Raw genomic sequence first — 25,957 nt, forward strand, 5'->3', positions numbered from 1 at the left:
CTGCTCGGCGGCCTGGGCACCGGCGTCGGCCCGATGCCCGGCGCCGACCCGCTGGTCGCCGCCCGCACCGCCTTCGACGAGGTGGCGCTGCCCTTCGTCCCCGAGCTCCCTGCCCGCGGGCTCGGTGCCGACCCGGTGGGGCGGACCGCCGCGCTGTTGGTCGACATCCCCGTCGACGTCATCGGCGGCGACTACCGCCTGGCCTCCGGGCCGACGCGGCTGATGAGTCGCGCCGACGGCTACCTGCGCTCGGACCTCGACGCGGTCGAGGAGGTCGTCGAACGCAGCGGGTCGTCATCGCCGGTGAAGCTGTCCGTGTTGGGGCCGTTCAGTTTCGCGGCGGTCGCCGAACTGCCCGGCGGACACAAACTCGTGCACGACGCCGGCGCGTGGCGCGACGTGGCCGCGTCGCTGGCCGAAGGCGTGGCGCTGCGCGCCGACGACCTGGCCCGACGTCTGGGCGGCGAGATCGTCGTGCAGCTCGATGAGCCGCTGGTCGGCCGTGTCATCGACGGTCAGATCACGCCGTTGACCCGGCTCGACGTCAACCCGCCGATCCCGGTCGCCGACGTCGCTGCGGTGCTGACCGAGATCACCGAGCGGATCGGCCGGCCGGTGGTCCTGCACACCGGCGCGCTGCGGCGGTGGGACCTGGTGGCGACGTTGCCCGGTTGTGCGGCGTCGTTCGACCTCACTCGTGTCGCGATCGACGAGTACGACATGCTCGGCGATTTCCTCGACGGCGGTGGGGGGCTCATCGCGGGAGTCGTCCCGGCGAGTGAGCCCGCCGCACCGGTGTCCGTCGACGAGCTGGCCGCCGGGGTGGTGGGGCTCGTCGATCGGATCGGCCTGCCGCGCGCCGTGCTGACCGAGCAGGTGGCCGTCGCGCCCACCGGTGGGCTGGCCGAGGCGGGGGACTGGGCGGGACGGGCGCTCGGGCTCTGCACCCGCGTCGCCGAACAGTTCCGCCACGTCGACTGACGGCCCGCGCCTTTCGCCGAGCGTGCCCAGATTTTCGCCGAGCGTGCCCTACCGGGCGTCGAGTTCGGCGATGGTGCGCTTCGGCGCGACCTCTCGGAAGGATGCGTCGAGCAGCTCGCCGACCTCGGCCCAGTCGGTGTCGTCGTCGAGGATCAACCCGACCCAGCCGTAGGCGCCCATGTAGGCGGGCAGGAAGAAGCGCTCGTCGGACAGGAGGGCCTCCCGTTCGGAGGGGTCGGCGACGACCAGCAGCGCCTGGTCGAAACTGCGGCCCGGCGTGGCCTTGTCGATGCGCTTCTCGTGGCCGCCGTACATCCCGAACATCTTGGGGCAGCGGAAGGTCGGGCGGCCGTGGGCGACCTTCTCGGTGACGGTGGGAAAGGCGAGCGCGATCTCGCGCACGCGCGCCAGGACGGGGTCGTCGTCGCTGAACATGATCGGGTGCGGCACGCACCCCATTCTGCGCCGCCGGCGGGTCGGACCCCTGCACTACGCTGCATATCGTGGACAACGGCGACGTGCAGCGCGAATGGAACGATCTGGCCGAGCAGGTCCGCGACCATCAGTTCCGCTACTACGTCCGGGACGCCCCGATCGTCTCCGACGCCGAGTTCGACGAGCTCTTCCGCACGCTCCAGGCGCTCGAGGAGGCCCACCCCGAGCTGGCCGTCGCCGACTCCCCGACGAAGCTGGTCGGCGGCGGTTTCGCCACCGAGTTCGGTGCCGTGGACCACCTCGAACGGATGCTGTCGCTCGACAACGTCTTCAACGACGACGAGATGCGCGCCTGGGTCGAGCGCACCGACGCCGCGGCCGGCGCCAAGGTCCCGTTCCTCTGCGAGCTCAAGATCGACGGCGTCGCGCTCAACCTCGTCTATGAGAACGGCAAGCTCGTGCGCGCGGCCACCCGCGGCGACGGACGCACCGGCGAGGACGTCACCCTCAACGCGCGGACCATCGCCGACATCCCCGACGAGCTCACCCCGTCGGCGGCGTATCCGGTTCCCGAGGTGCTGGAGGTGCGCGGCGAGGTCTTCTTCCGCCTGGCGGACTTCGAGGCGCTCAACGCCAGCCTCGTCGAGGCCGGCAAGGCGCCCTTCGCGAACCCGCGCAACAGCGCCGCCGGATCGCTGCGGCAGAAGAACCCGGCGATCACCGCCCAACGCCGCCTCGGGATGTACTGCCACGGCGTCGGCTTCACCCGGGGCTGGCGACCGGAGAGCCTGCACGACGCCTACCTGGCGCTCGGGGAGTGGGGGTTGCCGGTGTCGAGCCACACGACCCGGGTCGACGACTCGCAGCAGGTCCTCGAGCGCATCGCCTACTGGGGCGAGCACCGCCACGACGTCGAGCACGAAATCGACGGCATCGTCGTCAAGGTCGACGACTTCGCAGTCCAGCGGCGCCTGGGCAACACCTCGCGCGCGCCGCGCTGGGCGATCGCCTACAAGTACCCGCCCGAAGAGGTCACCACCAAGCTCATCGACATCCGCGTGGGCGTCGGCCGGACCGGTCGCGTCACGCCGTACGCGTTCATGGAGCCGGTCCTCGTCGCCGGGTCGACGGTGGCCCGGGCGACGCTGCACAACGAGTCCGAGGTACGCCGCAAGGGCGTCCTGATCGGCGACACGGTGACCATCCGGAAGGCGGGCGACGTCATCCCCGAAGTCCTCGGCCCGGTGGTGGACCTGCGCGACGGCAGCGAGCGCGCCTTTGTAATGCCGACGCAGTGTCCCGAGTGCGGCGCCCCGCTGCGGCCGGAGAAGGACTCCGACGTCGACATCCGCTGCCCGAACGCGCAGACGTGCCCGGCGCAACTGCGCGAGCGGCTCTTCCACCTGGCCTCGCGCGGGGCCTTCGACATCGAGGCCCTCGGCTACGAGGCGGCGACTGCACTGCTCACCTCGCACATCATCGTCAACGAGGGCGACCTGTTCTCCCTCACCGCCGACGATGTGGCCAAGGCGGACCTGTTCGTCACCAAGGCCGGCGCACTGTCGGCCAACGGCAAGCGGCTGCTGGAGAACCTCGACAAGGCCAAGCACGTGCCGCTCTGGCGCGTGCTGGTCGCCCTCTCGATCCGTCACGTCGGCCCGACGGCGGCGCGTTCGCTGGCCACCGAGTTCGGCTCCCTCGAAGCGATCGAGGCGGCCGACGAGGAGCAGCTGGCGGCCACCGACGGCGTCGGTCCGACCCTGGCCACCTCGATCCGCGACTGGTTCGCGGTGGACTGGCACCGCGACATCGTCGAGAAGTGGCGGGCCGCCGGGGTGTCCATGGTCGACGAGCGCGACGAGTCGGTCGAGCGCACGCTCGAGGGGACGACCATCGTCGTCACCGGTTCCCTGGTCGACTTCTCCCGGGACGGCGCCAAGGAGGCGATCCTGGTGCGCGGCGGGAAGGCCTCGGGCTCGGTGTCGAAGAAGACCGACTACGTGGTGGTCGGCGAGTCACCCGGTTCCAAGGCGGACAAGGCCGAGCAGCTCGGCGTGCCGATCCTCGACGAGGACGCCTTCAAGCGGTTGTTGGAGACCGGCCGGCCCTAGGCCTCGTCGCGCTGCCCGATGCTGCCGATGATCCCGATCAGATAGCCCAGGCGGGCGACCTCGGCGGGCCGGAAGTCGGGTCCGCCGACCCGGCCGAGCAGAAGTGCGCGATGCGCGCTGCCGTCCAGTGGTGCCGCCACCAGGCGGGTGTCGGAGTCGCGCCACGTCTGCGGCACGCCGGCGTCGTGCGGGTCGATCGGCACCGCTTCCGCCAGCGGCAGCCAGTCGGCCCGCTCCAGCGGGGTCTCCGGTGCGCCGGGGCTGCCGCAGACGGTCACCGTCGCCCCCGAGTCGGTGCGCGAGACGACCGTGGCCCAGGAGGCGCGCAGGACCTCCGGCGCATCGTCGACGAGGGTCTGCAGCCGGTCGCCCCGAGCGGTGGCGACATGGTCGACGAGCTCGAGTTCGCGATGTGTGTCGAGGACACCGGCGTACGGGCGAACCGAGTCGACCCGAGCACCGGCGCTGGCCGCGGCGGTGATGAGGGTGTCCGGCAGCGAACCGAAGGGCAGGTCGACGACGATGTCGTCGACGGCGAAACCCTCGCCGCGGTCGATCACCTCGAGCGAGATGATGTCGGCGCCCACGCCGCCCAGTGCCACCGCGAGTTGGCCGAGGCTACCCGGACGATCGTCGATGGACACGCGCAGCAGATAGGACACCCGAGCCATTGTTCCACCAGTGCCCGCCCGGCGCTGAAGGCGCGGGCGCCGCCCAATAAGCTGGTGTCAACGCCCCCGGCTGGAAAGGACGAGGAATTGGCTGCCATCTCGCGCGACGAGGTCGCCCACCTGGCGCGGCTCTCGCGACTCGCGTTGACCGACGACGAGCTCGACCACTACGCGACCCAGCTCGATGAGATCCTCGGCCACGTCGCGTCGATCTCCGAGGTGGCCGCCGACGACGTGCCGCCGACCGCCCACCCGGCACAGCTGGACAACGTGCTGCGCGCCGACACGGTGGTTCCCGGGCTGACCCGCGACCAGGCGCTCTCCGGTGCGCCGGCCGTCGAGCAGGACCGTTTCGCGGTGCCGCAGATCCTGGGGGAGGAGCAGTAGTGGCCGCCGAGAAGACCAGCTACACCAGCGTCGACGACGACATCCTCGGCGCGACCGCCGCCCGCCTCGGCGAGCAGATCGCCGCGCGCGAGCTGTCCTCGGTCGAGGTCACCCGTGCCTTCCTCGACCGCATCGCCGAGGTCGACGACACCATCGGCGCCTTCCTGCACGTCGGCGCCGACGAGGCGCTGGCCGCGGCGATGGAGGCCGACGCGGCGATCGCGGCCGGGGAGGCGGCGTCGCCGCTGACCGGCGTGCCGATCGCGCTCAAGGACGTCTTCACCACCGTCGACGCACCGACGACGTGTGGTTCGAAGATCCTCGAGGGGTGGGTGCCGCCGTACGACGCGGCCGTCACCGAGCGGTTGCGCGCCGCCGGTCTGCCCATCCTGGGCAAGACCAACATGGACGAGTTCGCGATGGGCAGCTCCACCGAGAACTCGGCCTATCAGGTGACCCGCAACCCGTGGGACACCGACCGCATCCCGGGCGGTTCCGGCGGCGGCAGCGCGGCGGCCCTCGCGTCGCACGCGGCGCCGCTGGCCATCGGCACCGACACCGGCGGATCGATCCGTCAGCCCGCCGCGGTGACCGCCACCGTCGGCGTGAAGCCGACCTACGGCACCGTCTCGCGGTACGGCCTGGTCGCGTGTGCCTCGTCGCTGGACCAGGGCGGCCCCTGCGGTCGCACCGTTCTCGACACCGCGCTGCTGCACGAGGTCATCGCCGGTCACGACCCGCGCGACTCGACGTCCATCGACGCGCCCGTCGGCAACCTCGTCGACGCCGCCCGGACCGGCGCCGAGGGCGACCTGTCGGGTGTGCGCATCGGCGTCGTCAAGGAGTTGGCCGGCGAGGGCTATCAGCCGGGCGTGCTCGCCTCCTTCGAGTCGGCCGTGAAGACGCTGACCGACCGTGGGGCACAGATCGTCGAGGTCGGCTGCCCGCACTTCACCTACGCGCTGGGCTCGTACTACCTGATCCTGCCGTCGGAGGTGTCCAGCAACCTGGCTCGCTTCGACGCCATGCGGTACGGCCTGCGCGTCGGGGACGACGGCAACCACAGCGCCGACGAGGTGATGTCGCTGACCCGTGAGGCCGGCTTCGGCCCCGAGGTCAAGCGCCGCATCATGATCGGCACCTACGCGCTGTCGGCGGGCTATTACGACGCCTATTACGGGCAGGCGCAGAAGGTCCGCACGCTCATCGCCGGCGACTTCGCCGCCGCCTTCGAGAACGTGGACGTGCTGGTCTCCCCGGTCACCCCGACCACGGCCTTCAAGCTGGGGGAGAAGGTCGACGACCCGCTGGCGATGTACCGCTTCGACCTGTGCACGCTGCCGGTGAACCTGGCGGGCGTCGCCGCGATGTCGGTGCCCTCGGGCCTGTCCGACGGGCTCCCCGTCGGACTCCAGATCATGGCGCCCGCGCTCGCCGACGACCGGCTCTACCGCGTCGGCGCCGCGTACGAGGCGGCGCGCGGGCCGGTCTCCTAGCCGTTAGATTGGGCCCACACGACGGCCCGTCCACCCGCATTCGACGACGAGGAGCAGCGCATGGCCCGCTTCGGCATTCTGACCTCCGGCGGTGATTGCCCCGGCCTGAACGCGGTCATCCGCGCCATCGTCATCGACGCCGAGTCCGTGCACAACGACTACGAGTACGTCGGCTTCAAGGACGGGTTCTGGGGGTTGGTCTACGGCGAGACGATCCCGCTGGACCGCAACACCGTCCGCGGCATCTCCAAGGAGGGTGGCACGATCCTGGGCACCAGCCGCTTCGGGCCGTACACCGAGCCCGACGGCGGCCCGGAGAACATCAAGAAGACCCTTGAGCGCATCGGCGTGGACGGGGTGATCTCCATCGGCGGCGACGGCACGATGGCCGCCTCGGCCCGATTGTTCTCCGACGGCATCCCCACCGTCGGCGTGCCCAAGACCATCGACAACGACCTCGCCGCCACCGATTACACGTTCGGGTTCAACACGGCCGTGGAGATCTCCACCGAGGCCGTCGACCGGCTGCGCACCACCGGCAACTCCCACAAGCGCTGCATGGTTCTCGAGGTGATGGGCCGCCACGCCGGCTGGATCGCCCTATACTCCGGGTTGGCCGGCGGGGCGCACGCCATCCTGATCCCCGAGGCGCCGGAGTCGCTCGAGCAGGTCTGCGCCTGGGTCACCAGCGTCCGGGACCGCGGTCGTTCGCCGATGGTCGTGGTCGCCGAGGGCTTCACGCTGCCGGAGATGACCGAGGCGCACTCGCACAAGGGCCTGGACGGGTTCAACCGTCCGCGGCTGGGCGGCATCGGTGAGATCCTCGCCCCGCTCATCGAGGAGAAGACCGGCATCGAGACGCGCGCGACCGTCCTCGGACACATCCAGCGCGGCGGCGTGCCCAGCGCGTGGGACCGTGTGCTGGGCACCCGCTTCGGCTTCGCGGTGCCCGAACTCATCGCCGACGGCGGCTGGGGCCAGATGCTCGCCCTGCACGGCACCAAGATCGTTCGGGTGCCGTTCGAGGACGCCGTGGGCCACACCAAGAACGTGCCGCTCGACCTGTACAACGAGGCCCGAGCGGCCTTCGGCTGACCCGTCCGCCGAAGACAAGGCCGGCACCGCCCGGAGATAGGATTGGACGCATGACTGCGCCTGCGACCGAACTGATGGAGTTCGACGACGTCATCGCCGCTTACGACCCCGTGCTGGGCATGGAGGTCCACGTCGAGCTGGGCACCGCCACCAAGATGTTCTGCGGCTGCCCGACGACCTTCGGCGCCGAGCCGAACACGCAGGTGTGCCCGGTGTGCATCGGCCTGCCCGGCTCGCTGCCGGTGGCCAACGAGGCGGCGATCGAGTCGGCCATCCGCATCGGCCTGGCGTTGAACTGCTCCATCCGGCCGTCCAGCGTCTTCGCGCGGAAGAACTACTTCTACCCGGATCAGCCGAAGAACTACCAGATCAGCCAGTACGACGAGCCGATCGCCTACGACGGCCACCTGGACGTCGTCCTCGCCGACGGCACCCCGTGGCGCGTGGAGATCGAGCGTGCGCACATGGAGGAGGACACCGGCAAGTCGCTGCACATCGGCGGTACCGGTCGCATCCACGGGGCCAGCCACTCGTTGCTCGACTACAACCGCGCGGGCGTGCCGCTGGTGGAGATCGTGACCCGGCCGATCGAGGGGGCGGGCGAGCGCGCACCCGAGGTCGCCCGTGCCTACGTGACCGCGCTGCGCGACCTGCTCAAGGCCCTCGGCGTCTCGGACGTGCGGATGGACCAGGGTTCACTGCGCTGCGACGCCAACGTCTCCCTGATGCCCAAGGGGGCCGCCGAGTTCGGCACGCGCACCGAGACCAAGAACGTCAACTCCCTCAAGAGCGTCGAGACCGCGGTGCACTACGAGATGTGCCGCCAAGGTGCGGTGCTGAGCTCCGGGGGCGAGGTCGTTCAGGAGACCCGCCACTTCCAGGAGACCGACGGCACCACCTCTGCCGGTCGCCGCAAGGAGACCGCCGAGGACTACCGCTACTTCCCCGAGCCGGACCTCCTGCCGGTCAGCCCGGCCGCCGACTGGATCGAGGAGTTGCGCGGCACGCTGCCCGAGCTGCCGTGGGTGCGGCGCGCCCGCATCCAGCAGGAGTGGGGCGTGTCCGACGAGGTCATGCGCGACCTGGTGAACGTCGGCGCCGTGGACCTCATCATCGCCACCGCCGACGCGGGCGCCTCCCCGGAGGCCGCGCGCAGCTGGTGGGTGTCGTTCCTGGCGCAACAGGCCAACAGCCGCGGCGTCGAACTCGCCGAGCTGCCGATCAGCCCCGCCCAGGTCGCGCGCGTCATCGCACTCGTCGACGAGGGCAAACTGACCAACAAGCTTGCGCAGCAGGTCGTGGTCGGTGTGCTCGACGGCGAGGGCGACCCCGACGAGGTCGTGGCGGCGCGCGGCCTGGAGGTCGTGCGCGACGACTCGGCGCTGCAGACCGCCGTCGACGAGGCGCTGGCGGCCAATCCGGACATCGTCGAGAAGATTCGCGGCGGCAAGGTCGCGGCGGCCGGCAAGATCGTCGGCGACGTGATGAAGGCGACCCGCGGCCAGGCCGATCCCGCCCGGGTCAAAGAACTCGTGATCGCCGCCTGCGAATAGGCGGACGCGGCGCCCCGTCTCGGCGGGAGGCCGGTCACATGTTGCTCTCGCCACCCCCGGCGGCGGAGGGCACTAGGAAGCGGACGACGCGGTCGTCCTGCGACACGACCTTGGGCCCGTACTGCTTGTTGACGGTCGCGAACTGGATCAGCCCGTTGCCGACCGGGCGCATCCGGCCGATCGCGCCGTACTGCTTGTCGAGCACGGTGGCCGGCTTGTCGATCGTCGGCTTCTGCGGCGTCGGTGCCTGCAGCGTCTGGATCTGCTGGGTGCGGATCGTCGAGACGGCGATCGTCCCCTCGGTGACCGCGCAGCCGCCCAGGCCAGGCTTGTCCGGCCACGTCCACACCGTCTTGAGCGCATTGTTGGACACCTGGGACAGGCGGTCGGCGTTGCTCGCACCGTCGGCGACGAAGATCGTGTCGTTCGACGGGCACAGCGCCGGATTGGCGCCGAGCCCGGAGGCGAGGATCTTCGGCGGCGGGTTCTTGCCCGAGGTGAAATCGGTGACCAGCAGGACCTTGCCGCCGAGCGAGGCCGGGTTGCCGGCGGCCGCCGGGTTGCCGGCGTCGCCGGTGGCGACGACCAGCTCGTTTGCCGAGCGGAAGAACATCGACCCGAGGTTCCCGGTGGCCCCCTTGGGGATGCCGGTGAGGATCGGCTTGGGGACGTCGCCCTTGGCGATGCGCACGATCCGGTTGTCGCTGGGAGTGGTGATGTACGCGTACATCAGGTGGTCCTGGCGGTAGGTCGGCGACAGCGCGAAATCGATGAGGCCGCCGTCCCCGGAACCGTCGACACCGGGGACGGTCCAGAGCACCTTGTGCTCGGAGAAGCGCTTGGCCTGGATGATCTTGCCGGTGGTGCGCTCGGCGACGACCGTGACGTCGCCGCGCTCGTCGCCGGGGGTGACCGCCGCGGTCGACGCCAGGCAGGTGGTGATCACGTTCGGGTCGGGATCGACGCACGGCCCCGGGGGCGGTGTCGGCAGGCCTTCCGGCGGTGGCGGCGGGGTCTTCGGCGGCCGCTTGACCTCGAAGGACTCGTTGTACTTCGAGAACGGGCCGGCCTTGCGCTCACTGTCCTGCTTGCTGAAATCGGCGCAGCCGCTGAGCACGGCGGTCGAGGCCACCGCGACGACGGCACCGACCGCGAGCGCGGTGCGGAATCGGCGCGGGCGGCGCGGCGGGCGCGCGGCGACGGCGTCGGGAACGGCGGGCATGCAAACCAGACTAGCGATTCGACGCGCGCGGGCGCCGATGACGTCGCCGTCGGCGTCGGCCGATCGGGCGACCCCGCCCGCGCGGCCCGTCTGCGAGGTGTTCCCCCGGGATTCGCGATAGCGTAGAGGGATGGGTTCCCACCGCCGCCGTGACGAATCGGATGACGCCGCCGAGCGCGAGGACAAGCACCGGGTCGAGCAGTCGAGGATTCCGGCGCCGCCGAGCGGGTTCGCCCGCGTCGACAGCCTCGACGACCTCGACCAGTTCCCGTCCCGCGCCGGTGGACCGGCCCCCGAGGAGCAGGCCGCGACTCCGGAGCCGGCCGCACAGTTCCCCGCCGACCCGACCGCCACGGACGTGATCGAGCCCGTCGCGGCACCCGTCGAGGCGGGGACCGTGGACGCGCCGGTCGACACGACGCCGGCGCCGGACCCCGAACCGGTCGTCGAGAAGCCCAAGCGCTCACACCGGTGGGGGCGCAAGACCGATACCGCGGAGGTGCCGACGGTCGACACCGCCGAGCACCCGCCGCTGCCCGACGTGGCACCCGAGGAGGAGCCGTTGCCCGAGACCGTGCCGACCGAGGCGGTGCACCCGGCCGCCGACGACGCGCCCACCGAGGTGCACATGCTCGAGCCCGACACCGGTGCGCTCGCCGCGGTGACGGCGGTCCACACCGAACCCGAGCCCGCCGCGACCGTGAAGGCCCCGGTGCCCGTGGGACAGCCCTACGAGGAGCACGACGAGGCGCTGCGCAGTCGGCGCATCACCGACCTCGAGGACCAGGTCGCCGACCTCAAGCGATTGGGCCGCCGCGGCACCACCGACCTCGGACTGTTGGTCCTGCGCCTGGCGATCGGCGCCTATCTCGCCGTCGACGGCTGCCGCAAGCTCTTCGGTTGGATGGGCGGGCCGTCGCTGAACGGTTTCGAGACCGACCTGTTGAACACCCCCAAGCCCGAGATCGGGTTCAGCAAGTCCTCGGCCGGTGCCGTGGCGATGGGCTGGTCGGTGGCCGAACTGGTCGTCGGCGTCGTGCTGATCGCCGGATTCCTGGCGCCGCTCATCGCGGCGGTCGGATTGGCCGTCGCCTCGCTCGACCTCGCCTGGGGCGTCACCAAGGCGGGCGGGGTGCACCTGTTCGCCGATCAGGCCGACCAGGGCGGCATCGCCTTCCAGGCGGCCCTCTGGGTGATGCTCGTCGTGCTCATCCTGTGCGGCCCCGGCCGCTATTCACTCGACGGCAACCGCGGCTGGGCCCGACGGCCCGGCATCGGCTCGCTGCTCGCGCTGGTGGCGGGAGTGGCGCTGGCCGTGCTCGTCTGGGTGGCCTTCAACGGCACCAACCCGTTGGCGTCGACGGGCAACCGCGTCGGCTGACGCTAGTCGACGATGCGGACCGCGCCCTTGTCGGCCGAGGAGGCCATCTTCGCGTAGGCGCGCAGCGCCTTGGAGACCGTGCGCTGCCGGTCCTTCGGCTGCCACGGGTGCTCGGAGGCCTCCATCTTCGCGCGGCGCTCGGCGAGCGTCTCGTCGTCGACCAGGACCTTCAAGGCGCGGCTGTGCACGTCGATCAGGATCTCGTCGCCGTCTTCGACCAGACCGATGATGCCGCCGGCCGCGGCCTCCGGTGAAGCGTGGCCGATCACCAGGCCCGACGACCCGCCGGAGAAGCGCCCGTCGGTGACCAGGCCGCAGAACTTGCCCATGCCGGTGCCCTTCATGAAGGCGGTCGGGTGCAGCATTTCCTGCATCCCCGGCCCGCCCGCCGGGCCCTCGTAGCGGATGACGAGGACCTCGCCCTTCTGCAGCTCCTTGGACAGGATCGCGTGGACGGCGTCCTCTTGGCTCTCGACGACGCGCGCGGGGCCCTGGAAGTGCCACAGCGACTCGTCGACGCCCGCGGTCTTCAGGATCGCGCCGTCCTCGGCGAGGTTGCCGTGCAGGACACACAGGCCGCCCTCGACGGTGTAGGCGTGCTCCTTGTCACGGATGCAGCCGCCGGCCGCATCGGTGTCGAGCGACTCCCACCGGTTGGTGGTGGAGAAGGGCTCGGTGGTGCGCACGCCGCCGGGGGCCGCGTGGAACAGGTCGATCGCCTGATCGGTCGCGGTGCCGCTGCGGATGTCCCAGTCGGCCAGGTACTCCTCGAGCGAGGGCGCGTGGACCGGGTGGACGTTCGTGTTGAGCAGCCCGGCGCGGTTCAGCTCACCCAGGATGGCGGGGATGCCGCCGGCGCGGTGGACGTGCTCCATGTAGTAGTCCGGAGAGTTCGGCGCGACCTTCGCCAGGCACGGCACGCGGCGCGAGATGGCGTCGATGTCGTGCAGGTCGAAGTCGACCTCGCCCTCCTGCGCGGCCGCCAGGATGTGCAGGACCGTGTTGGTCGATCCACCCATCGCGACGTCGAGGGCCATCGCGTTCTCGAAGGCCTCCTTCGTGGCGACGTTGCGCGGCAGGACCGACTCGTCGTCGTCGGCGTAGTACTTCTTGGCGATGTCGACGACCAGCTCGCCGGCCTTCAGGAACAGCTGGCGGCGGGCCTCTTGGGTGGCCAGTGTCGAACCGTTGCCCGGCAGCGACAGGCCCAGCGCCTCGGTCAGGCAGTTCATCGAGTTGGCGGTGAACATGCCCGAGCACGAACCGCAGGTGGGGCAGGCCGAGCGCTCGACCTCGAGCAGCTCCTTGTCGTCGACGTTGCTGTCGGCCGAGGCGGAGATCGCGTCGATCAGGTCGGTGCCCGGGTGCACGATCCCGTTGATGACGACCGAGGTGCCGGCCTCCATCGGACCGCCGGAGACGAAGACGGTGGGGATGTTCAGGCGCATCGCGGCGTTGAGCATGCCCGGCGTGATCTTGTCGCAGTTGGAGATGCAGACCAGTGCGTCGGCGGTGTGCGCGTTGACCATGTACTCGACCGAGTCGGCGATGATCTCGCGCGAGGGGAGCGAGTAGAGCATGCCGCCGTGGCCCATGGCGATGCCGTCGTCGACGGCGATGGTGTTGAACTCGCGCGGCACGCCACCCGCGGCGGTCACGGCCTCGGCGACGATGTCGCCGACGTTCTTGAGGTGCACGTGGCCGGGCACGAACTGGGTGTAGGAGTTGGCGATGGCGACGATCGGCTTGCCGAAGTCGTCGTCGGTCATGCCCGTCGCTCGCCAGAGGGAGCGGGCGCCGGCGGCCTCACGGCCGACGGTGGTGGTGCGAGACCGCAGGGCTGGCATGGTGTCCTCGCTGGTTGCAGGTGGAAATCGGGGTACCGAACCAGTTTACGCGCCTGCGGCGACCGCTTTTTCCGGGCGGCCCGGCGCTGCTCAGTCCTGGGCTTCGCGGGCCTGCTGCTCGGCGGCGAACGGGTCGGGCAGGCGGCCGCCGCTGCGTTCGGCGATGGCGGGCACGTCCTGGAAGCCGACCGCGGGGAGGGGCACCCGGTCGCCGTCGGTCTTCACCGCGCGGGTGGCCGACCACTTGGGGAATTGCAGACCCGCCAGGTCGTCCCAGGAGACGCGGTCGGTGCGCAGCGTGCGGACCGCGGTCAGGCCCTCGTCGTCGACGACGGTCTTGAGGCGACGGATCCACAGCACCACCAGGACGGGCAGGATCAGCATCCACCAGAAGTAGGTGAAGGCCGCGCCGGCGAACATCACGACGATGATCAGGACGGCGATCAGCGACAGGTAGGCGACTCGGGAGAGCCGGATCACCAATGGCTCGTCGGCGGCGGTGTCGGCGGTCTGGGGGGAGTCGGGGTCGGCCACGCCCCCATTGTGTCACCAGCGCGGCGCGCCCGATTTTGCGGTCGGTCACCGCAGTGGTCTGCGACACGCGGTTTGACTGGGCACGTCGCGCGGACCTAGGGTTGTCGTCGTGATGAACAACGGGATTCTCGTAGTACTCGGTCGGCGCGTCGCCTGACCGGTCACTTCGTAGACCCTCGTCAAGATCGACGCGCCCCTCGCACAGCGGAAGCTGTCGAGGGTTTTTTAATGCCCCAAGCCCGATAACCAGCAAAGAAGGAACCACGCTCGTGAGCGCTCCGAAAGCAGACGCGTCCGGTTCGGACTCCGCGCAGACGTTTGACACGTTGCGCACCAAGTCCCCGGCCGGCGGCACGTTGCGAACCTCCCACTCGAGGACGGTGGCCCCCGAGCGGGTCAGCGGCGCCCAGTCGGTCGTCCGCTCGCTCGAGGAGCTCGGTGTCGACGTCGTGTTCGGCATTCCAGGTGGGGCCATCCTGCCCGCCTACGACCCGCTGCTGGACTCGCAGAAGGTCCGCCACGTCCTGGTCCGCCACGAGCAGGGCGCGGGTCACGCCGCGACCGGCTACGCCCAGGTCGCCGGCCGTGCCGGCGTCATGATGGCGACGTCGGGCCCGGGGGCGACGAACCTGGTCACCCCGCTGGCCGACGCGCAGATGGACTCGGTCCCGGTCGTCGCGATCACCGGCCAGGTCGCCCGGTCGCTGATCGGCACCGACGGCTTCCAGGAGGCCGATATCTCCGGCATCACCATGCCGATCACCAAGCACAACTTCCTGGTCAGCAATGCCGCCGACATCCCGAAGGTGATGGCCGAGGCCTTCTACCTGGCCGAGAGCGGCCGTCCCGGCGCGGTCCTGGTCGACATCCCCAAGGACATCCTGCAGGCGCAGACCACCTTCTCGTGGCCGCCGCAGATGGACCTGCCCGGCTACCGTCCGGTCACCAAACCGCACGGCAAGCAGGTCCGCGAGGCGGCCCGCATGATCCTGGCGTCCACATCCCCGGTGCTGTACGTCGGTGGCGGCGTCATCAAGGCGAACGCCGCTCCGCAGCTGATGGAGCTGGCCGAACTGACCGGCATCCCCGTCGTGACCACGCTGATGGCCCGCGGCGCCTTCCCCGACGGCCACCGCCAGCACATCGGCATGCCCGGCATGCACGGCAAGGTCTCGGCGGTCGCCGGCCTGCAGCGCAGCGACCTGCTGATCACCCTGGGCGCCCGTTTCGACGACCGCGTCACCGGGCAGCTGGACTCGTTCGCACCCGACGCCAAGGTCATCCACGCCGACATCGACCCGGCCGAGATCGGCAAGAACCGCCACGCGGACGTGCCTATCGTCGGCGACTGCCAGGCGGTCATCACCGAGCTGATCGAGGCGCTGCGCGCCGAGCTCGCGACCGGCGCCGAGCTGCCGGACATGCGCGCCTGGTGGCGTTACCTGGACGGGCTGAGCGAGACGTTCCCGCTGAGCTACGACAAGCAGTCCGACGGCTCGCTGTCGCCGGAGTTCGTCATCGAGGAGCTGGGCAAGGCCGCCGGCCCCGACGCGGTGTACGTCGCCGGCGTCGGCCAGCACCAGATGTGGGCCGCGCAGTTCGTCTCCTACGAGAAGCCGCGCACCTGGCTGAACTCGGGCGGCCTGGGCACCATGGGCTACTCGATCCCGGCGGCGATGGGCGCCAAGATGGCCGACCCCGACCAGGAGGTCTGGGCGATCGACGGCGACGGCTGCTTCCAGATGACCAACCAGGAGCTGGCCACCTGCGCGATCGAGGGCGTCCCCATCAAGGTCGCGCTGATCAACAACGGCAACCTGGGCATGGTCCGTCAGTGGCAGACGCTGTTCTACGAGGAGCGCTACTCCAACACCGACCTGGCCACGCACTCGCGCCGGATCCCGGATTTCGTGAAGCTCGCCGAGGCCCTCGGCTGCATCGCGTTCCGCGTCGAAAAGGAGGAGGAGGTCGCCGAGGTGATCGCCAAGGCGCGCGAGATCAACGACCGTCCGGTCCTGATCGACTTCATCGTCGGCGCCGACGCCCAGGTGTGGCCGATGGTCGCCGCGGGCACCGGCAACGACGAGATCATGGCGGCCCGCGACATCCGGCCGCTCTTCGACGACGACGAGGGCGTGTCCGAGCCGGCGGTCATCCACGAGGCCATGGCCCAGGAGGAGAAGGCCGGCGAGCGCGAGATGGAGGACTCCAAGTGACGACGACGCACACGCTTTCGGTGCTGGTCGAGGACCGCCCCGGCGTCCTGGCCCGCGTCTCGGGACTGTTCTCGCGCCGCGGGTACAACATCGCCTCGCTGGCGGTCGGCCCCACCGAGATCAAGGGCATGTCCCGCATGACGATCATGGTCGAGGTGGAGGACTTCCCCCTCGAGCAGGTGACCAAGCAGCTCAACAAGCTGGTCAACGTGATCAAGATCGTCGAGCAGGACCCGGCGCACTCGGTCAGCCGCGAGCTGGTCATGATCAAGGTGCGCGCCGATGCGGCGCAGCGCGGCGAGGTCCTCGAGATCGTCAACCTGTTCCGCGCGCACATCATCGACGTGGCCCAGGAGTCGGTGACGGTCGAGGCGACCGGCACCAGCGAGAAACTCGAGGCGCTCCTGCGGATGCTCGACCCGTACGGCATCCGCGAGATCGCCCAGTCGGGTGCGGTCACGCTCGGCCGCGGCCCGCGAAGCATGTCCACCAACCGGTAGCCGACGGCCACCTGAGACAATCGAAAACAACCAACCGGTCGGCGCCGCCGACCACCACATCTGAAGGGAACCACTGTGGCAGTCGAGAAGTTCTACGACGACGACGCAGATCTGTCGATCATCCAGGGCAAGAAGGTCGCCGTGATCGGCTACGGCAGCCAGGGCCACGCGCACTCGCTGTCGCTGCGCGACTCCGGCGTCGACGTCGTGATCGGCCTGCGCGAGGGATCGAAGTCGCGCGCCAAGGCGGAGGAGCAGGGTCTCAAGGTCCTCACCCCGGCCAAGGCCGCCGAATGGGCCGACGTGATCATGCTGCTCGCCCCGGACACCAGCCAGGCGAAGATCTTCACCGAGGACATCGAGCCGAACCTCAACGCCGGTGACGCGCTGTTCTTCGGCCACGGCCTCAACATCCACTTCGGCCTCATCAAGCCGCCGGCGAACGTCACCGTCGGCATGGTCGCACCGAAGGGCCCGGGCCACCTGGTCCGCCGCCAGTTCGTCGACGGCAAGGGCGTCCCGGCGCTCATCGCGGTCCACCAGGATCCGTCCGGCGACGGCCAGGCGCTCGCGCTGAGCTACGCCAAGGCGATCGGCGGCACCCGTGCCGGCGTGCTGAAGACCGATTTCAAGGAAGAGACCGAGACCGACCTCTTCGGCGAGCAGGCCGTGCTCTGCGGTGGCACCGAGGAACTGGTCAAGACCGGGTTCGAGGTCCTCGTCGAGGCCGGCTACGAGCCGGAGATGGCCTACTTCGAGTGCCTGCACGAGCTGAAGCTGATCGTCGACCTCATGTACGAGGGCGGCATCGCGCGGATGAACTACTCGGTGTCGGACACCGCGGAGTTCGGCGGCTACCTCTCGGGACCGCGCGTCATCGACGCGGACACCAAGAAGCGGATGAAGGAGATCCTGTCCGACATCCAGGACGGCACCTTCGTCAAGCAGCTGGTCGCCAACGTCGAGGGCGGCAACAAGCAGCTCGAGGCGCTGCGCAAGCAGAACGCCGAGCACCCGATCGAGGTCACCGGCCAGAAGCTGCGCGACCTGATGAGCTGGGTCGACCGGCCGATCACCGAGACCGCCTAGTCTCACCGCACACGGCAAGAAAGGAGCCCCGCACCGATCCGGTGCGGGGCTCCTTCGTGGTTGAGCCGATCAGGCCAGGCGGAAGCCGCCGTACTGCGTCGCACGGATGCGCTGCATGATCGGGCCGATGTTGGTACCGGTCTCCGGTCCCACGCACGCGGTGAAGTAGTACGCGTTCACCATGGCGACCAGGCGGCGGCCGACGGTGACCGGGGCGCCCGAGTCGCCCTCGATGACGCACATCTGCGAGAAGTGGGTCTTGCGGTCCGAGGCCCACACGACGCCACAGGTGTGACCGGTGGTGCGGCCCTGCTTGCACATGACGGTCGGGAACTGCACCGGACGGGGATCGATGCGCGTGATGGTCGTGCCCTTGACCGTGCGGACCGGGACCACCGAGCCGTTGAACTCGATGATGGCCATGTCCAGATCCTGGGCCGAGTAGGTGATCACGCCGATCTGGCCGCGGTTCTGGTACTTCTCGGAGAAGACGCGCTGACCGGGGGTGCCGCAGTGGCCGGCGGTCAGGCCGATGAGGCGGCCGCCGTTGGCGGACCGGCCGATGGCCGTCACCGTGCACGCGGCGGCGGAGTTGCCGCCCTTGAAGATCAGGATCGGCGAGCCACCGCCGATGGCGGTTGCAGGAGCCGCGTTCGCGCTGCTCAAACCCAGTCCACCCAGGGTGAGCGCGGCGAGTACCGCGAAGAGTGCGGTCAGCTTCCGTGTCATCAAATTCTCCAGTTCGTCGTTCCTTGAAGGGCATCCGGCCGGCGGACAGATCTCCCCAGTCCAGGCACGAACACACCTACACTACCCAGATTTACTGTGAAGTAGCTGGACCGGGGGAGTTCCCCGAGAGTCACCCGTGCGGGTGTGTGCGCCCTCACATCCTATCGGTGTGGGACCGGGCGCCTGCAAGTGTTCGGCCCGCGGCCACTAAACTTGCCGGGGTACCGGCGCGACCTGCCGGTTCTCCCTCATCGATGCGTAACCCGTCAGGAGACACACGTGACCGCAGCTGGCCGTCCAGTCGTCCTCATCGCCGACAAATTGGCGCCCTCGACCGTCGAGGCTCTCGGCGACGACGTGGAGGTGCGGTGGGTCGACGGCCCGGACCGCCCGAAGCTGCTCGACGCGGTCACCGATGCCGACGCGCTGCTGGTGCGCTCGGCCACGACCGTCGACGCCGAGGTGCTGGCCGCCGCGCCGAAGCTGAAGATCGTCGCCCGCGCCGGCGTCGGCCTCGACAACGTCGACGTGCCGGCCGCCACCGAGCGCGGTGTCATGGTGGTCAACGCCCCCACGTCCAACATCCACTCGGCCGCCGAGCATGCGATCGCGCTGCTGATGTCGACCGCCCGCCAGGTCCCGGCCGCCGATGCGACGCTCAAGGAGCACACCTGGAAGCGCTCGTCGTTCTCCGGCGTCGAGCTCTTCGACAAGACCGTCGGCGTGGTCGGCCTGGGCCGCATCGGGCAGCTGGTCGCGGCGCGCCTGGCGGCCTTCGAGACCAAGATCATCGCCTACGACCCCTACGTGTCGGCGGCCAAGGCGGCCCAGCTGGGCATCGAACTGGTGACCCTCGACGAACTGCTCGAGCGTGCCGACTTCATCACCGTGCACCTGCCGAAGACCCCCGAGACGGCGGGGCTGATCGGCAAGGAGCAGTTGGCCAAGACCCGTGAGGGCGTCATCATCGTCAACGCCGCCCGCGGTGGCCTGATCGACGAGCAGGCGCTGGCGGACGCGATCACCTCCGGCCACGTGCGCGGCGCCGGCCTCGACGTCTTCAACACCGAGCCCTGCACCGATTCGCCGCTGTTCGAACTCGATCAGGTCGTCGTGACCCCGCATCTGGGCGCCTCGACCGCCGAGGCGCAGGACCGCGCCGGTACCGACGTCGCCAAGAGCGTGCGCCTGGCGCTGGCCGGCCACTTCGTCCCCGACGCGGTGAACATCACCGGCGGTGCGGTCGACGAGGAGGTCGCCCCCTGGCTGGAGCTGTCCCGCAAGCTCGGCGTCATGGTCGGGGCGATCAGCTCGGACGTGCCCGCGTCGGTCACCGTGGACGTGCGCGGCGAACTGGCCGCCAAGAACGTCGACGTGCTGGGCCTGTCGGCGCTGCGCGGCGTGTTCTCGGCGACCACCGACGAGCCGGTCACCTTCGTCAACGCGCCGAGCGTCGCGCAGGCCCGCGGCGTGACCAGCGAGGTCACCCGCGCGACCGAGAGCCCCAACCACCGCAGCGTCGTCGACGTGAAGGCCGTGTTCCCGGACGGCACGTCGCACAACGTCTCCGGCACCCTGTCGGGTCCGCGCGAGGTGGAGAAGATCGTCAACATCAACGGCCGCAACTTCGACCTGCGCGCGGAAGGCCAGAACCTCGTCCTCAGCTATGCGGACAAGCCCGGTTCGCTCGGCAAGATCGCCACCGCGCTGGGCGCCGAGGGCATCGACATCCAGGCCGCCGGTCTGTCGCAGGACGCCGAGGGCGAGGGTGCGACGGTGCTGCTGCGCGTCGACAAGGAGCTCGACGACGCGCTCGTCGAGAAGATCGGCGCCTCCGTCGACGCCGGGCTGGTCAAGCAGGTGGACCTGTCGTGAAGCTCGCAGTCATCCCCGGCGACGGGATCGGGCCCGAGGTCGTCGCCCAGGCGCTGCGCGTGCTGGACAAGCTCGACCCCGATCTGACCACCACCGAGTTCGATTTCGGCGCACGGCGCTACCACGCCACCGGCGAGCTGCTCACCGACGAGGACCTGGCGTCGCTGCGCGAGCACGACGCGATCCTCCTCGGCGCGATCGGCGACCCGAGCGTGCCGTCGGGCGTCCTCGAGCGGGGCTTCCTGCTCAAGCTGAGGTTCGCGATGGACCACCACGTCAACCTGCGCCCGTCGAAGTTGCTGGACGGCGTGGCCTCCCCGCTGGCCGGGGACCCGCAGATCGACTTCGTCGTCGTCCGCGAGGGGACCGAGGGGCCGTACACCGGCAACGGTGGCGCGATCCGCGTCGGCACGCCGCACGAGGTCGCCACCGAGGTGAGCCTCAACACCCGCTTCGGCATCGAGCGCGTGGTGCGCTTCGCATTCGCGCGGGCCCAGGAGCGGCGCAAGAAGCTGACGCTGGTCCACAAGACGAACGTGCTGACCTTCGCCGGCTCGATGTGGCAGCGCACCGTCGACGAGGTCGGCACCGAGTTCCCCGACGTCGCGACCGACTACTGCCACGTCGATGCGGCGATGATCTACCTGGCCACCGATCCGGGCCGCTTCGACGTGATCGTGACCGACAACCTGTTCGGCGACATCGTCACCGACCTGGCGGCCGCCGTCTCCGGCGGCATCGGCCTGGCCGCGTCGGGCAACATTGACGCGACCGGCACCAACCCGTCGATGTTCGAGCCGGTGCACGGCAGCGCCCCCGACATCGCCGGCCAGGGCAAGGCCGATCCGACCGCGGCGATCCTGTCCGCGGCGCTGCTGCTGCGCCACCTGGGCCGCGACGACGACGCGGTGCGGGTGGAGCAGGCCGTCGCCGCCGACGTCGCCGAGCGCGGTGACGGTCCGGTTCGCACCGTCGAGGTCGGGGACCGGATCCTGGCCCGCGTCTAGGCCCCTCTACGCGGATCGCGCGGCACGAGGCCCAGCGCGAGCAGCGGCGGAACCGCGCACAGTGCGTAGGCCCAGGCGTAGCCGTGGTGCTCGATGACGCCGGCCACCGCCGGGACCGCCGCCGCACTGATGAGGTACTGGCCGGTGTTCTGGATGGCCAGGCCGCGTCCGCTCCAACGGGGGCCGGCGTACTCGGCGATGGCGGTGTAGGCCAGCCCGTTGTCGGCGACGACGACGATCGAGGCGCCGACCATCACCAACACGGCCACCGGGCTGCCGATCGCATCGGTGGCGGCCAGCGCGGCCATCAGCAGCGCCGCCGCCGCGGCGATCACGCGGATGGGGCGCATGCGTGAGCCCCAGGCGTCCGACCAGCGACCCGCGACGATCCGGCCCAGCGCGGAGAGGATCTGGGTCACCGTCACGACGAGACCGGCGTGGAACGGCGCCCAGTGGCGCGCGATCATCAGCCATGCCGGCACGAACGTCCACAGCGCCATCTGCGGAATCACGAGCAGGATGCTGACCGCGTGCACGCGGACCAGATAGCGACTCCGGCGATAGGGGTTGTGGTCCTCCGGTGCGCCGCTCGCGGGCGCCGGGCGGGGCGGATCGATGATCCACCAGGCGGTCGCGGCCAGTGCCACGACCGCGACGGCGGCGAAGACGGCGAAACCCGCGGTGGCGCCGTACCGCGCGGCCAGGACCGGGACGGTGAGCCCGGTGACGCCGACGCCCAGTGGCTGGGCCATCTGCCTGATGCCCATCGCGGTGCCGCGCAGGGCGGGCGGGAACCAGCCGACGACGATGCGCCCGCCGGCGCCGTTCGTGGCCGCCGCGACGGCACCGCCGACGAACAGGCCTACCCAGACGACCCACGGCGGTGCGCCGGCCGCGACGGCGGCGGTGGTGCCCGCCGTGGCCGCCACCGTGAGGGAGAGGGACAGCAGCAGGATGCGGCGCTCGCCGACGCGGTCCAGCGCCCAGCCCCAGAGGACGGTCGTGACCACCATGCCGACCATCGGCGCCGAGGCCAGGAGCGAGGCGGTCGACAGGCTCATCCCGTCGGTGTGCAGGCGCGGGATCAGGAAGGCCACCCCGCTGACCAGGCACGCGGTGGCCATCGCAGCCAGCAACGAGACGGCCAGGATCGCCCAGCGTCGGGCCGGGGTGATCGTGGGAGCGGTGGGTGTCGCCATGGCTGCTCTCATAGAGTGGGACTGTTGGTTTCATATCTTAGAACCCGGCGGTCCTGCCCGGCGAATCCGATTCCCGGCGGTTGGGATAGGCTGGACGCCATGCGTTTAGGACGAGTGGCCACCCGCGACGGCGTGGCGTTCGCGGCCATCGAGGGTGACGCGGGCAGCGAAACCGCGCGCGAGATCGCCGAGCACCCTTTCGGCACCCCGACGTTCACCGGCCGCAGCTGGCCGCTGGCCGATGTCCGGGTCCTCGCGCCGATCCTGGCGACCAAGGTCATCTGCGTCGGCAAGAACTATGCGGCCCACGCCGCCGAGATGGGTGGTGAAGCTCCCGCGGACCCGGTGATCTTCCTCAAGCCCAACACGTCGATCATCGGTCCGGAGGTTCCGATTGTGCGGCCGCCGTCGTCGGAGCGGGTCGACTACGAGGGCGAGCTCGCCGTTGTCATCGGGCGTCCCTGCAAGGACGTGTCCGCATCGTCGGCACGCGAGGCGATCCTCGGCTACACCGTCGCCAACGACGTCACCGCCCGCGACCAGCAGACGGTCGACGGCCAGTGGACGCGGGCCAAGGGGTACGACACCTTTTGCCCGCTGGGACCGTGGATCGACACCGACTTCGACCCGGCCGACGCCGTGATTCGAACCGAATTGACCACCGCCGACGGGCAGACCACCGTCAAGCAGCAGTCGCGGACCTCCCTGATGCTGCATGGCGTCGGGGACATCGTCGAGTGGGTCTCGCGGGTGATGACCCTGCTCCCCGGCGACGTGATCTTGACCGGTACCCCCGAGGGCGTCGGGCCGATGGTGGCCGGCGACCGGGTCGCGGTGACCGTCGAGGGGCTCGGCACTCTCGCCAATCCCGTCGTCGACAAATGACCCGACCCCAGCGATCGGCGCCGGCCACGGCGTCCGTCAACGGCATCACCCTGTCCTACGAGGACACCGGCGGCGCCGGTGAACCGGTCGTGATGATCATGGGCACCGGTAGTCCCGGACGGGTGTGGAAGGCCAACCAGGCCCCGGCGCTGGTCCGTGCCGGCTACCGCGTGATCACCTTCGACAACCGCGGGATCGCACCGTCCTCGGAGTGCCCCGAGGGCTTCACCATCGACGACATGGTCGCCGATACCGCCGCGCTCATCGAGCACCTGGGCCTGGGGCGGGCCCACGTCGTCGGCACCTCGCTCGGCGCACGCGTCACACAGGAGCTGGCGCTCGCGCGGCCCGACCTGCTGCTGTCGGCGACGATGCTCGCCACCTATGGCCGCTCCACGCCGCTGGTGGCCGCCTTCGGCGCGGGGGAGCGGGCGCTCTACGACCGGGGCATCGAGCTGCCGCCGGAGTACTCGGCGGCGGTCACCGCGCACCTGAACCTCTCGCCGCACTCGCTCGCCGACGACCGCTCGGCGCGCGACTGGCTCGACATCATCACGTTCTCCCCGCAAACGGTGACCCCGGGCGTGCGCGCCCAGATGGGTGTGCACGAAGGGGAGCTGAACCGCCTCGAGGCCTACCGCGGCATCACCGTCCCGGCGCTCGTCGTCGGATTCGCCGACGACCGCACGCTGCCGGAGTTCCTGGCCCGCGAGGTCGCCGACGCCATCCCCTGCGCGCAGTACGCGGTGGTCGAGAAGGCGGGCCACTTCGGCTATCTGGAGCAGCCCGAGCGGGTCAACGAACTCCTGCTGGACTTCCTCGGCCGCGGCGGCGCCACTGCGTGATCGGGCGACCGCGCGCATTCGCTACGGTTGACGCCATGACCAGCGATGTCCGCGTCCGTTTCTGTCCGTCGCCCACCGGCACCCCGCACGTCGGCCTGGTGCGCACCGCGCTCTTCAACTACGCCTACGCCAAGCACAACGGCGGGGACTTCGTCTTCCGCATCGAGGACACCGACGCGGCCCGCGACAGCGAGGAGAGCTACGCGGCCCTGCTGGACGCGTTGCGCTGGCTGGGCCTGAACTGGGACGAGGGCCCCGAGGTGGGCGGTCCGTACGGGCCGTACCGGCAGTCCGAGCGCCGCGACCTGCACCGCGACGTCGTCGCCAAGCTTCTCGAGGCGGGGGAGGCCTACGAGGCCTTCTCGACCCCCGAGGAGGTGGAAGCGCGACACAAGGCGGCCGGGCGCGACCCGAAGCTGGGCTACGACAACTTCGACCGTGATCTGACCGACGAGCAGCGCGCGGCCCACCGGGCCGAGGGTCGCAACCCGGTGGTGCGGCTGCGGATGCCCGACGAGGACATCACCTGGGACGACCTGGTCCGCGGCGAGACGACCATCAAGGCGGGCACCGTGCCCGACTTCGCGCTCACCCGGGCCAACGGCGACCCGCTCTACACCCTGGTGAACCCCGTCGACGACGCGTCGATGAAGATCACCCACGTGCTGCGCGGTGAGGACCTGCTGTCCTCGACGCCGCGGCAGATCGCGCTCTACCGGGCACTGCAGCGGATCGGCGTCGCCGACGGTGTGCCGCGCTTCGGCCACCTTCCGTTCGTGATGGGTGAGGGCAACCGCAAGCTCTCCAAGCGCGATCCGCAGTCGAGTCTGTTCCACCACCGCGACCGCGGCTTCTTGCCGGAGGGGCTGCTCAACTACCTCGCCCTGCTGGGCTGGGGCTACAGCGGCGACACCGACGTCTTCACGCTCGACCAGATGGTCGAGGCCTTCGACATCGGCGACGTGAACTCGAACCCGGCGCGCTTCGACGAGAAGAAGGCCGAGGCGATCAACGCCGAACACATCCGGATGCTCGAGCCGGCCGATTTCGCGAGCCGACTCGGCGACTATCTGGTGGCACAGGGACACCTGGCCGCCCCGCCCGCGGGCGACCCCGCGTTCACGGCGCTGGCCGAGTTGATCCAGACGCGCATCCAGGTCCTCGGTGACGCGTGGGACCTGATCAAGTTCTACTACGTCGACGACGCCGATTTCACCATCGACGAGAAGTCGGCGGCCAAGAACCTCGGGCCCGACGCCGCGCCTGTGCTGGACGCGGCGATCACGGCGCTGGAGGGGCTGGAGCCCTGGGACACCGCCTCGATCGAGGAGGCGCTCAAGACCGCTTTGGTCGACGGGCTCGAGCTCAAGCCGCGCAAGGCCTTCGGTCCGGTGCGGGTCGCGGTGACGGGGGCGGCGGTCAGCCCGCCGCTGTACGAGTCGATGGAGCTCCTGGGCGCCGAGAAGTCGCTCGCCCGGCTGCGCCAGGCCCGGGCCAACCTTGCGGAATAACCCCGTTGGCCTGCGCGTTTGTGCTATCGGCCCGACGTCCTGCTAACCTACTTGTCGGTCCTTTCGCCGGGCGTTCGCGCGCGGAGAAGGGGAACCCATTGGGGTATGGTGTAATTGGCAACACAGCGGTTTCTGGTACCGCCATTCTAGGTTCGAGTCCTGGTACCCCAGCGGACTTCACGGTCTGACCGATCCCGCCCGGCGGGACCGGATGAGGACCGAGAAGTTGTTCTGGCCCCCTTCGTCTAGCGGCCTAGGACGCCGCCCTCTCAAGGCGGTAACGCGGGTTCAAATCCCGTAGGGGGTACAACGCGAGGAGCGCCGCCACCGATTCGGTGGGGGCGCTCCTTTGCTTTTGGTCGAGTGGTCAGTCGTCGGAGACGGGGGC

General features: G+C 70.2%; 22 protein-coding genes and 2 tRNA genes. 17 read left to right on the forward strand and 7 right to left on the reverse strand.

The genetic code is table 11. The features are described 5' to 3' along the window. On the forward strand, positions 1-981 hold a 981-nt coding region (locus QM634_RS09050), incomplete at its 5' end, for a vitamin-B12 independent methionine synthase (RefSeq protein WP_415042452.1). A gap of 48 nt (positions 982-1,029) precedes the next feature. Here the strand turns inward: QM634_RS09050 and QM634_RS09055 are convergent. Beyond that, positions 1,030-1,431, reverse strand: coding sequence for an MmcQ/YjbR family DNA-binding protein (locus tag QM634_RS09055; RefSeq protein ID WP_415042453.1), 402 nt, complete (start codon positions 1,429-1,431; stop codon positions 1,030-1,032). Between the two features lie 53 nt (positions 1,432-1,484). On the opposite strand from QM634_RS09055, the gene ligA reads away from it, so the two are divergent. Next, positions 1,485-3,527, forward strand: a complete 2,043-nt coding sequence (gene ligA, locus QM634_RS09060; RefSeq protein ID WP_415042454.1) for an NAD-dependent DNA ligase LigA — start codon at positions 1,485-1,487, stop codon at positions 3,525-3,527. On the opposite strand, the gene QM634_RS09065 is transcribed toward ligA, so the two are convergent. After that, on the reverse strand, positions 3,524-4,198 hold the full coding sequence (locus QM634_RS09065; protein WP_415042455.1) for an amino acid-binding protein: 675 nt from the start codon (positions 4,196-4,198) through the stop codon (positions 3,524-3,526). The genes ligA and QM634_RS09065 overlap by 4 nt on opposite strands. Positions 4,199-4,285: 87 nt before the next feature. Here QM634_RS09065 and gatC point away from each other — a divergent pair, with 87 nt between their 5' ends. The 4 genes from gatC to gatB are packed head-to-tail and all read left to right on the forward strand — an operon-like array spanning position 4,286 to position 8,729. Further along, positions 4,286-4,585 (forward strand): Asp-tRNA(Asn)/Glu-tRNA(Gln) amidotransferase subunit GatC, encoded by a 300-nt coding sequence (gatC, locus tag QM634_RS09070; protein WP_415042456.1) that lies wholly within the window; start codon positions 4,286-4,288, stop codon positions 4,583-4,585. Continuing rightward, positions 4,585-6,081 (forward strand): Asp-tRNA(Asn)/Glu-tRNA(Gln) amidotransferase subunit GatA, encoded by a 1,497-nt coding sequence (gene gatA, locus QM634_RS09075; protein ID WP_415042457.1) that lies wholly within the window; start codon positions 4,585-4,587, stop codon positions 6,079-6,081. Before gatC ends, gatA begins: the two co-directional genes overlap by 1 nt. 60 nt (positions 6,082-6,141) lie before the next feature. Beyond that, a complete protein-coding gene (locus tag QM634_RS09080) occupies positions 6,142-7,176 on the forward strand; it encodes an ATP-dependent 6-phosphofructokinase (protein WP_415042458.1) in 1,035 nt (344 codons plus the stop codon). Between the two features lie 50 nt (positions 7,177-7,226). Beyond that, positions 7,227-8,729 carry an Asp-tRNA(Asn)/Glu-tRNA(Gln) amidotransferase subunit GatB gene (gene gatB / locus QM634_RS09085; protein ID WP_415042459.1) on the forward strand — a complete coding sequence of 501 codons (1,503 nt, stop codon included), beginning with the start codon at positions 7,227-7,229 and terminating at the stop codon, positions 8,727-8,729. Between the two features lie 34 nt (positions 8,730-8,763). Here gatB and QM634_RS09090 read toward each other — a convergent pair whose 3' ends face one another. Then, the gene (locus QM634_RS09090) at positions 8,764-9,951 is read right to left on the reverse strand and encodes a PQQ-dependent sugar dehydrogenase (RefSeq protein ID WP_415042460.1); all 1,188 of its coding nucleotides are present in this window, start codon (positions 9,949-9,951) and stop codon (positions 8,764-8,766) included. A 130-nt stretch (positions 9,952-10,081) separates the two neighbouring features. Here QM634_RS09090 and QM634_RS09095 point away from each other — a divergent pair, with 130 nt between their 5' ends. Beyond that, positions 10,082-11,332: a DoxX family membrane protein gene (locus tag QM634_RS09095; protein WP_415042461.1), complete on the forward strand. Its 1,251-nt coding sequence runs from the start codon at positions 10,082-10,084 to the stop codon at positions 11,330-11,332. Between the two features lie 2 nt (positions 11,333-11,334). On the opposite strand, the gene ilvD is transcribed toward QM634_RS09095, so the two are convergent. Together ilvD and QM634_RS09105 are read right to left on the reverse strand one after the other, a co-directional pair. Beyond that, complete coding sequence (gene ilvD, locus QM634_RS09100) at positions 11,335-13,179, reverse strand: dihydroxy-acid dehydratase (RefSeq protein ID WP_415042462.1); 1,845 nt, start codon at positions 13,177-13,179, stop codon at positions 11,335-11,337. A gap of 90 nt (positions 13,180-13,269) precedes the next feature. Beyond that, positions 13,270-13,713 (reverse strand): PH domain-containing protein, encoded by a 444-nt coding sequence (locus tag QM634_RS09105; protein WP_415042463.1) that lies wholly within the window; start codon positions 13,711-13,713, stop codon positions 13,270-13,272. A gap of 269 nt (positions 13,714-13,982) precedes the next feature. Between QM634_RS09105 and QM634_RS09110 the strand changes: the two genes are divergently transcribed. The 3 genes from QM634_RS09110 (at position 13,983) to ilvC (ending at position 17,518) form a co-directional block, all read left to right on the forward strand. Beyond that, entirely contained in the window at positions 13,983-15,929 is a 1,947-nt protein-coding gene (locus QM634_RS09110) for an acetolactate synthase large subunit (protein WP_415042464.1), read from the forward strand. Further along, positions 15,926-16,429, forward strand: coding sequence for an acetolactate synthase small subunit (gene ilvN / locus QM634_RS09115; protein ID WP_415042465.1), 504 nt, complete (start codon positions 15,926-15,928; stop codon positions 16,427-16,429). The genes QM634_RS09110 and ilvN overlap by 4 nt, the downstream gene beginning before the upstream one ends. A gap of 75 nt (positions 16,430-16,504) precedes the next feature. Beyond that, positions 16,505-17,518, forward strand: coding sequence for a ketol-acid reductoisomerase (gene ilvC, locus QM634_RS09120; protein ID WP_415042466.1), 1,014 nt, complete (start codon positions 16,505-16,507; stop codon positions 17,516-17,518). 69 nt (positions 17,519-17,587) lie between these two features. On the opposite strand, the gene QM634_RS09125 is transcribed toward ilvC, so the two are convergent. Then, on the reverse strand, positions 17,588-18,247 hold the full coding sequence (locus QM634_RS09125; protein ID WP_415042467.1) for a serine protease: 660 nt from the start codon (positions 18,245-18,247) through the stop codon (positions 17,588-17,590). A 279-nt stretch (positions 18,248-18,526) separates the two neighbouring features. Between QM634_RS09125 and serA the strand changes: the two genes are divergently transcribed. After that, positions 18,527-20,122 carry a phosphoglycerate dehydrogenase gene (serA, locus tag QM634_RS09130; protein ID WP_415042468.1) on the forward strand — a complete coding sequence of 532 codons (1,596 nt, stop codon included), beginning with the start codon at positions 18,527-18,529 and terminating at the stop codon, positions 20,120-20,122. Then, positions 20,119-21,129, forward strand: coding sequence for a 3-isopropylmalate dehydrogenase (locus QM634_RS09135; protein ID WP_415042469.1), 1,011 nt, complete (start codon positions 20,119-20,121; stop codon positions 21,127-21,129). The genes serA and QM634_RS09135 overlap by 4 nt, the downstream gene beginning before the upstream one ends. Here the strand turns inward: QM634_RS09135 and QM634_RS09140 are convergent. Next, complete coding sequence (locus QM634_RS09140; protein WP_415042470.1) at positions 21,126-22,328, reverse strand: MFS transporter; 1,203 nt, start codon at positions 22,326-22,328, stop codon at positions 21,126-21,128. The two genes, QM634_RS09135 and QM634_RS09140, sit on opposite strands and share 4 nt — an antisense overlap. A gap of 99 nt (positions 22,329-22,427) precedes the next feature. Between QM634_RS09140 and QM634_RS09145 the strand changes: the two genes are divergently transcribed. The 5 genes from QM634_RS09145 to QM634_RS09165 all read left to right on the forward strand — a co-directional run bounded on the left by QM634_RS09145 (position 22,428) and on the right by QM634_RS09165 (position 25,876). Continuing rightward, on the forward strand, positions 22,428-23,213 hold the full coding sequence (locus tag QM634_RS09145) for a fumarylacetoacetate hydrolase family protein (RefSeq protein ID WP_415042471.1): 786 nt from the start codon (positions 22,428-22,430) through the stop codon (positions 23,211-23,213). Beyond that, positions 23,210-24,058: an alpha/beta fold hydrolase gene (locus tag QM634_RS09150; protein ID WP_415042472.1), complete on the forward strand. Its 849-nt coding sequence runs from the start codon at positions 23,210-23,212 to the stop codon at positions 24,056-24,058. The genes QM634_RS09145 and QM634_RS09150 overlap by 4 nt, the downstream gene beginning before the upstream one ends. A 35-nt stretch (positions 24,059-24,093) precedes the next feature. Then, on the forward strand, positions 24,094-25,569 hold the full coding sequence (gene gltX, locus QM634_RS09155) for a glutamate--tRNA ligase (RefSeq protein ID WP_415042473.1): 1,476 nt from the start codon (positions 24,094-24,096) through the stop codon (positions 25,567-25,569). A gap of 99 nt (positions 25,570-25,668) precedes the next feature. Beyond that, a tRNA-Gln gene (locus QM634_RS09160) sits at positions 25,669-25,740 on the forward strand. A gap of 63 nt (positions 25,741-25,803) precedes the next feature. Next, positions 25,804-25,876: transfer RNA gene (locus QM634_RS09165), tRNA-Glu, on the forward strand. The last annotated feature ends 81 nt before the right edge of the window (positions 25,877-25,957 follow it).

This window comes from Gordonia sp. (in: high G+C Gram-positive bacteria), from assembly GCF_047606305.1.
Classification (GTDB): domain Bacteria; phylum Actinomycetota; class Actinomycetes; order Mycobacteriales; family Mycobacteriaceae; genus Gordonia.

Excerpts from the sequence above, each read along its gene's own strand:
- QM634_RS09065 (WP_415042455.1), bottom strand. The coding sequence starts at position 4,198 with ATGGCTCGGGTGTCCTATCTGCTGCGCGTGTCCATCGACGATCGTCCG.
- QM634_RS09080 (WP_415042458.1), top strand. The coding sequence starts at position 6,142 with ATGGCCCGCTTCGGCATTCTGACCTCCGGCGGTGATTGCCCCGGCCTG.
- gatB (WP_415042459.1), top strand. The coding sequence starts at position 7,227 with ATGACTGCGCCTGCGACCGAACTGATGGAGTTCGACGACGTCATCGCC.
- QM634_RS09090 (WP_415042460.1), bottom strand. The coding sequence starts at position 9,951 with ATGCCCGCCGTTCCCGACGCCGTCGCCGCGCGCCCGCCGCGCCGCCCG.
- QM634_RS09095 (WP_415042461.1), top strand. The coding sequence starts at position 10,082 with ATGGGTTCCCACCGCCGCCGTGACGAATCGGATGACGCCGCCGAGCGC.
- ilvD (WP_415042462.1), bottom strand. The coding sequence starts at position 13,179 with ATGCCAGCCCTGCGGTCTCGCACCACCACCGTCGGCCGTGAGGCCGCC.
- QM634_RS09125 (WP_415042467.1), bottom strand. The coding sequence starts at position 18,247 with ATGACACGGAAGCTGACCGCACTCTTCGCGGTACTCGCCGCGCTCACC.
- QM634_RS09140 (WP_415042470.1), bottom strand. The coding sequence starts at position 22,328 with ATGGCGACACCCACCGCTCCCACGATCACCCCGGCCCGACGCTGGGCG.
- QM634_RS09145 (WP_415042471.1), top strand. The coding sequence starts at position 22,428 with ATGCGTTTAGGACGAGTGGCCACCCGCGACGGCGTGGCGTTCGCGGCC.
- QM634_RS09150 (WP_415042472.1), top strand. The coding sequence starts at position 23,210 with ATGACCCGACCCCAGCGATCGGCGCCGGCCACGGCGTCCGTCAACGGC.
- gltX (WP_415042473.1), top strand. The coding sequence starts at position 24,094 with ATGACCAGCGATGTCCGCGTCCGTTTCTGTCCGTCGCCCACCGGCACC.